This is a genomic window from Bergeyella anatis (assembly GCF_036016955.1).
GTDB lineage: Bacteria > Bacteroidota > Bacteroidia > Flavobacteriales > Weeksellaceae > JAYWXI01.
In genome coordinates, this window is record NZ_JAYWXI010000139.1 from 1 (window position 1) to 437 (window position 437).

At 34.3% G+C, this 437-nt stretch carries 1 protein-coding gene; it reads right to left on the reverse strand.

Annotated elements, in window-relative coordinates:
* Window positions 1-287, reverse strand: a 287-nt coding sequence (locus tag VQ048_RS12640; RefSeq protein WP_327611983.1) for a helix-turn-helix domain-containing protein, incomplete at its 3' end; no start/stop codon positions are given.
* Window positions 288-437 lie beyond the last annotated feature (150 nt).

Sequence of the window (437 nt, forward strand, 5' to 3'; positions counted from 1 at the left end):
TAATCCTCTGTACTTTTTACTACATTAAATTCCATAAGTTTTCGGATACTTCCCAGAGTGTAAAAGTATTGTCCGTGAACTTTAGAGTAAGTGATTTCATTGTTCTGTCGCATACGCCAAAGTGTTTTTTCGCTTAAATGGAGGTATTGGCATACTTCGTGGTTATTGAGCCATAATTGGTCAATAATTTCTATGGACTGGGATTGCTTTTGAATATACTCCCGAATAAATTGAATCTCTTGGCGTAATTGCAGCCATTGGTTTTCTTCAATAGTGATTAGTTTCATTTCTTCTGATTTTATCGTTTATCTGGGGACAAAGTTCAGAAGACTCAGGCGATGATAACGCCAAGTTTTACCAATGGGTAGATAGAAATTTAACACATTTTAGCACATTTTGCCTATGCCTTAATAATCATAAATTTAGAGCAAAAAAAA